Source organism: Microbacterium testaceum (assembly GCF_003075375.1).
Classification (GTDB): domain Bacteria; phylum Actinomycetota; class Actinomycetes; order Actinomycetales; family Microbacteriaceae; genus Microbacterium; species Microbacterium testaceum_E.
This window is the reverse complement of record NZ_QDFT01000083.1, coordinates 1-4,339: the sequence shown is the minus strand read 5'-3', so window position 1 is coordinate 4,339 and position 4,339 is coordinate 1. Positions and strand designations below refer to the sequence as shown.

The following is a 4,339-nucleotide window of genomic DNA, read 5'->3' as shown; positions in this document are numbered from 1 at the left end:
CACCCCTTGTCGCGGACTCCCACGGAAGAGTGCTCGACGGGCACCTGCGCCTCGAAGTGGTGCAGGAACTGCACGAAGAAGGGTGGTGGCCAGAGGCTACGGTGCCCGTGGTGATGGTTGAGGCCGACGAAGACATGGCAACCTACCTGCGCATCGTGCTGAACCGCACGCAAGAGTTTCAGCGCTGGAACTACGACACCATCAACCAATTCATCGACCAGCATCCTCAGCTACGCCCCCTGTATGAACCCTTCGGCCTTTACACGGAGGCCGTCCTGCCAGAGACCTTCTGGCACAACACGGCACTTACATTCCCGCGCCCGCACCCCCTCAAGGGCCAGGTGTACGACCCTGAGACGATGACCCTGCCGCAGTGGGCGGAACATACCGGAGCTGTTCACCGACACGAGCAAGCTGAGAAGGCTGCCACTCCCCTCAAGCAGCCGGGCGACCACGCGCCCGTCTTCTCCAAGCGTTGGGCCTCTACTGACCTGCTCCCCATTCACGACGTGCAGGCCGCGGTACGAGAGAACACGTTGAAGATGCGGGAAGTAGCCGAAACCATCACGAGGAACTACGACGAGAAGCGGCGGACTGAGAAGGTAGCTAAGGGCGAGGACTGGCAGACGAGCAGGAGGAAGCGGTGAGCACACAGCACATCGGCGCAGCGGGCGAACTGCTCGTGCAGTACCGCCTGCTCAAGATGGGTCTCGATAGTGCCCGCCTCACCACCGATTCAGGTGTGGACCTCGTGGTGTACTCCCCCACCACCGCTCAAGCAATCACCGTGCAGGTAAAGACGGTGCAGGAGCCCACGCCTGCTGGCGGTCGCGGCAAGCTCGCGGTGGGGTGGAACTTCCCGCATGACCTTCGCGCACAGGTGCTCGCCACCGTGGTGCTGTCAGAGGATGCAGTATGGCTATTCACGATGGCCGAAGCCCGAAGCTTGGCGCAGCAACACAGCGACCGCGGCGTGCGCCGCTTCTACTGGTACACCGACCCCGCCACATCGCAGGTAGATGGTGTGCCGCTGCGACAGGCAGACATGGACACCCACCTGCTTGCGCAAAGTGCACCAAAGCTGTTCGCATAGCCCGCCCCGCTCACTGACAGCCTGAGCGCATGCGTGTGCAGAGCATGTTTGCACCCATCGCAACGAGCTTCGTCGCTGGTGCCGCGGCGTAGCGTCGCCTGCTCCCACAGGAAAGGGGCGGTAGCCGCAGCCACCGCCCCTTTCGGGTTTGTCAGGTCCAGCCGTTGAGGTCTTTGCGATTGGCACCCGCGCCCGCCCATTCGTCGTGGTCGTTCATCGCATAGATGTATAGGTTCCCCGGGGTGGACTGCTCGCGTCCGCTGTGCCAGAAGTTGTGAATGCCACCCACCGTGCGGGTGATGCGAATGTTCCCGAACCCGGCCCCGATGTAGTCGTAGGGCGCAACGGTGAAGGCGAAATCCCCCCGGTGCTGTCGGTTGAAGTAGTCCACCACAGCGAACGGGTCCGCTCCGGACTCCTCGGCGACGCGCACATTGGCGGCGACCTCTTTAACCATGGTGAGCAGTACGTTCTGGCGGGCCTTCTTCTGGATCGCTCCGAAGATGGGCAGGCCAACCAAAAGCAGTATGCCGAGGATGGCTACCACCACGATGAGTTCTACGAGCCCGAAGCCTCGCTCCCCGCGGGTGCGGGCTTGTCGAAGTATTGCGAATGTCATGGGAGCCTCCTTGTCAGTTCCCCAGCACGGCCTGTAGCAACGTGCGATGTAGTTATCAGCGGAGCCGGTAGCGGCTCGGTCGTAGCTTGACCGCGGCAGTGACGGCTACCACGGCTGCGATGCCCATGCCTCCCATGAGGCAGAGTTCCCACCACTCGCGGGCTGCGAGCCATACGACGACTGATGCGACGAGGTCACCCACCTGCTGCAAGAAACTGCGGGCATCCTGTTCCACCTGCGCATCGCGCTCCCAGCGGCCTTCGAAGAGGTCATCGAGCGAAGCGAGCACTGTCGCCTCTCCCGCGATCACCCTCCTGCCTGACCTTTCAGAAACTCCTGCTGGAAGCCCATGAAGTCGGACCGGCGCGCGCGGTTGTGATTACCGACGAGGTGGGTAGGAAACGCACCCTCGCGGATGAGCTTGCGAACGGTGGGGCGCGACACTCGAAGTAGCAGCGCCATCTCGGGCACCTTGATGAACTCAGCGGACATGATGAAAGCCTCCTAGGGCGGTAAGAGCGGGGGAGTTCCCGGCCTGATGGCCAATATCAGCCTGTTTCCTTTATTGCTCGTAGCTTGGAGCCGCCATAGAAGAAGCCCCCACCGGCATGCCTTATACGCGGTGGGGGCTTTTTCTATGGGAGGTGACTAACTAGCGCACATCAGTCCCAGGAGTGAGACTTGCCTCCGGCTGAACCCGCACCGGCCCATTCGTTGCGGTCGTTCACCGCGTACACATAGATGGTGTCGGTGGAGTCGTTTCCGGCCTGCACTGTAGGCACGTTGATAGTTTGCCCACTGATGGAATCGATTTGCGAGCTGCCGCCGAGGGAGTACCGGATCGTGTCCGGGCCCTGAGCATTGAGCCGATCGAGCGTAGGCTGCACCTCACTCGGACCGGAGGCTGTTACCGCCGCCGCGAGAGAGGTGGCCGCGTTCGCCGCAGCGGTGGCAACGGTGTTCTGTCGAGCGGTGGTCTGAATGGCACCAAAGACCGGAATAGCGATCACCACGAGGATGCCGAGGATGGCAACCACGACGATGAGCTCGACGAGAGAAAAGCCCTTCTCGCCATTGCGGTGCTTGAGTGCGTTGTTGATGAAAGAAATCATGGGGTTGAAACTCCTTGTTAGCCCGAGAGGGCGGTTCATCGAGGCGTTTTGCCTCGGGAGTAATATCAACTTGGGTTTCCCCTAGTTCCGCGAGTTCCCTTAGACCGGCAGAACGGGCGTGGGTTGAGCCACGAACATGAGCCATAGCAGCACCGCCCAACAGGCAAGGTGAATAATTCCCGCAGCAATCGCAAATACAGTCCCCACCTTTCTGCGGCGGCTCATGCGTTGTCCTTCTTACGGAGGTTGAAGACTGTCCACAGCACGATGAAGACAATGAGGCCGACGAACAGCGTGGGGGCCAGAGCGGCGAGGTCGATGCTCACGGAGGGGGCAGCAGTGCCGGTGGCGGTTGCAGGTGCCATGTCCTGCACATCGATCACGGTGTTGTTCAGCACGGGGTTGGCGGCTTCGAGCGCCGCGGTCTGCTCTTTCGCGAAGCGGAGCGTCGGTGCAGCTTGAGCCTCAGCCTCGGCCACCTTCTCGTCACCGATGAACTTCTTGATGTTTGCGAGGCCGCTTGTGTATGCCTCCTCCAGACCATCGAGGGCGGAGAGGTCACCGGTTGCGGTGATGCGAGAAACTTCTTGACGAACGCTCCCAGCGTTCTCGACGGCGTGTGCGACAGAGGCGGCATTCGCCTTGGTGTCTTCAAGGACCGGTGCGGCAAACAGGAAGACAACGCCCATGATGACCATGGTGACGATGAAGTTGACGATGTTGCCGTTACCGTTGTTGGCTGACTTGCTCATGGTTTCTGCTCCTGTAGTCGTGATGTTGGGTGCCTGAGTGGTGGCACAACTAATATCGCTACGGGAAATACGGGAAATAGAGGAAACCTGCTTGCGCGTTAGCCTGGGCAATAAGCCGCCACAGGTGTACGATCCGCTATATGGCTACCCGTACTTACACAAGCATCACCGATGACATTGACGGCAGCGAGGATGCCTCGGCCGTCACCTTCGCCTTTGATGGCACCAGCTACTCCATCGACCTTTCCGCCCGCAACCGCAAGAAGCTTGAGGATGCGCTGGCGCTTTTCATCGAGCACGGCACCCGCGAAAGCAAGCGCGGCCGCGGTTCTGCGAAAAGCGCACAGACGTGGAACCGTGACGAGTTGAAGGCGTGGGCGAAGGAGAACGGCCACCAGGTCAGTGACCGCGGGCGTGTGGCGCAGAGCATTGTGGACGCCTTCCTCGCTTCGAAGTGACTTGAGCGCATAGCAAAGCCCCCGCCTCTCACGAATGAGGCGGGGGCTTTGTGCTGTCAGTGCTGTGTGTAGTCGGGCATCCACGCACCGGAGCTGAAAGAGGTGTCAGGGGTGGCGTCCGCCTCGAGGTCGCCGTTCTCCGCGGCGTTGGCAAGGCGACGTGAATGCCAGTCACCCAGCGGTACGGGTGCCTGTCGGGCTTCGGGCGATTGCTTGAACTGTGCCCACGATGCGGCGAGGTCACTCATTGTCGCCCAGCCAGTACAGCGAGATAGCGAGGTCAATAGTGGGCATGTGGGAAAGCG

The 4,339-nt window shown here is 61.2% G+C and carries 9 protein-coding genes; 3 read left to right on the top strand and 6 right to left on the bottom strand.

Annotation, left to right across the window (positions count from 1 at the left end; all coding sequences use genetic code 11):
- Together DC432_RS15795 and DC432_RS15790 are read left to right on the top strand one after the other, a co-directional pair.
- A partial coding sequence (locus DC432_RS15795) for a hypothetical protein (RefSeq protein ID WP_207770850.1) occupies nucleotides 1-647 on the top strand: 647 nt, incomplete at its 5' end.
- Nucleotides 644-1,093: a hypothetical protein gene (locus DC432_RS15790; protein ID WP_116538654.1), complete on the top strand. Its 450-nt coding sequence runs from the start codon at nucleotides 644-646 to the stop codon at nucleotides 1,091-1,093. The genes DC432_RS15795 and DC432_RS15790, both read left to right, overlap by 4 nt.
- Before the next feature lie 151 nt (nucleotides 1,094-1,244).
- Here DC432_RS15790 and DC432_RS15785 read toward each other — a convergent pair whose 3' ends face one another.
- The 5 genes from DC432_RS15785 to DC432_RS15765 all read right to left on the bottom strand — a co-directional run bounded on the left by DC432_RS15785 (nucleotide 1,245) and on the right by DC432_RS15765 (nucleotide 3,576).
- Nucleotides 1,245-1,712: a type II secretion system protein gene (locus tag DC432_RS15785; protein WP_116538653.1), complete on the bottom strand. Its 468-nt coding sequence runs from the start codon at nucleotides 1,710-1,712 to the stop codon at nucleotides 1,245-1,247.
- A 55-nt stretch (nucleotides 1,713-1,767) separates the two neighbouring features.
- Nucleotides 1,768-2,001, bottom strand: a complete 234-nt coding sequence (locus DC432_RS15780; RefSeq protein WP_133177978.1) for a hypothetical protein — start codon at nucleotides 1,999-2,001, stop codon at nucleotides 1,768-1,770.
- A gap of 17 nt (nucleotides 2,002-2,018) precedes the next feature.
- Entirely contained in the window at nucleotides 2,019-2,204 is a 186-nt protein-coding gene (locus DC432_RS15775) for a helix-turn-helix domain-containing protein (protein ID WP_116538651.1), read from the bottom strand.
- A 170-nt stretch (nucleotides 2,205-2,374) separates the two neighbouring features.
- A complete protein-coding gene (locus tag DC432_RS15770; RefSeq protein WP_165801315.1) occupies nucleotides 2,375-2,824 on the bottom strand; it encodes a type II secretion system protein in 450 nt (149 codons plus the stop codon).
- Between the two features lie 221 nt (nucleotides 2,825-3,045).
- Complete coding sequence (locus tag DC432_RS15765) at nucleotides 3,046-3,576, bottom strand: hypothetical protein (protein ID WP_116538649.1); 531 nt, start codon at nucleotides 3,574-3,576, stop codon at nucleotides 3,046-3,048.
- Nucleotides 3,577-3,716: 140 nt separating this feature from the next.
- Here DC432_RS15765 and DC432_RS15760 point away from each other — a divergent pair, with 140 nt between their 5' ends.
- Nucleotides 3,717-4,034 (top strand): histone-like nucleoid-structuring protein Lsr2, encoded by a 318-nt coding sequence (locus tag DC432_RS15760; RefSeq protein ID WP_116538648.1) that lies wholly within the window; start codon nucleotides 3,717-3,719, stop codon nucleotides 4,032-4,034.
- A gap of 56 nt (nucleotides 4,035-4,090) precedes the next feature.
- On the opposite strand, the gene DC432_RS16260 is transcribed toward DC432_RS15760, so the two are convergent.
- A partial coding sequence (locus tag DC432_RS16260) for a hypothetical protein (protein ID WP_207770848.1) occupies nucleotides 4,091-4,339 on the bottom strand: 249 nt, incomplete at its 5' end.

What these genes read in the sequence shown, in the direction of transcription:
- DC432_RS15785 (WP_116538653.1), bottom strand. Translation starts at nt 1,712, where the DNA reads ATGACATTCGCAATACTTCGACAAGCCCGCACCCGCGGGGAGCGAGGC.
- DC432_RS15775 (WP_116538651.1), bottom strand. Translation starts at nt 2,204, where the DNA reads ATGTCCGCTGAGTTCATCAAGGTGCCCGAGATGGCGCTGCTACTTCGA.
- DC432_RS15770 (WP_165801315.1), bottom strand. Translation starts at nt 2,824, where the DNA reads ATGATTTCTTTCATCAACAACGCACTCAAGCACCGCAATGGCGAGAAG.
- DC432_RS15765 (WP_116538649.1), bottom strand. Translation starts at nt 3,576, where the DNA reads ATGAGCAAGTCAGCCAACAACGGTAACGGCAACATCGTCAACTTCATC.
- DC432_RS15760 (WP_116538648.1), top strand. Translation starts at nt 3,717, where the DNA reads ATGGCTACCCGTACTTACACAAGCATCACCGATGACATTGACGGCAGC.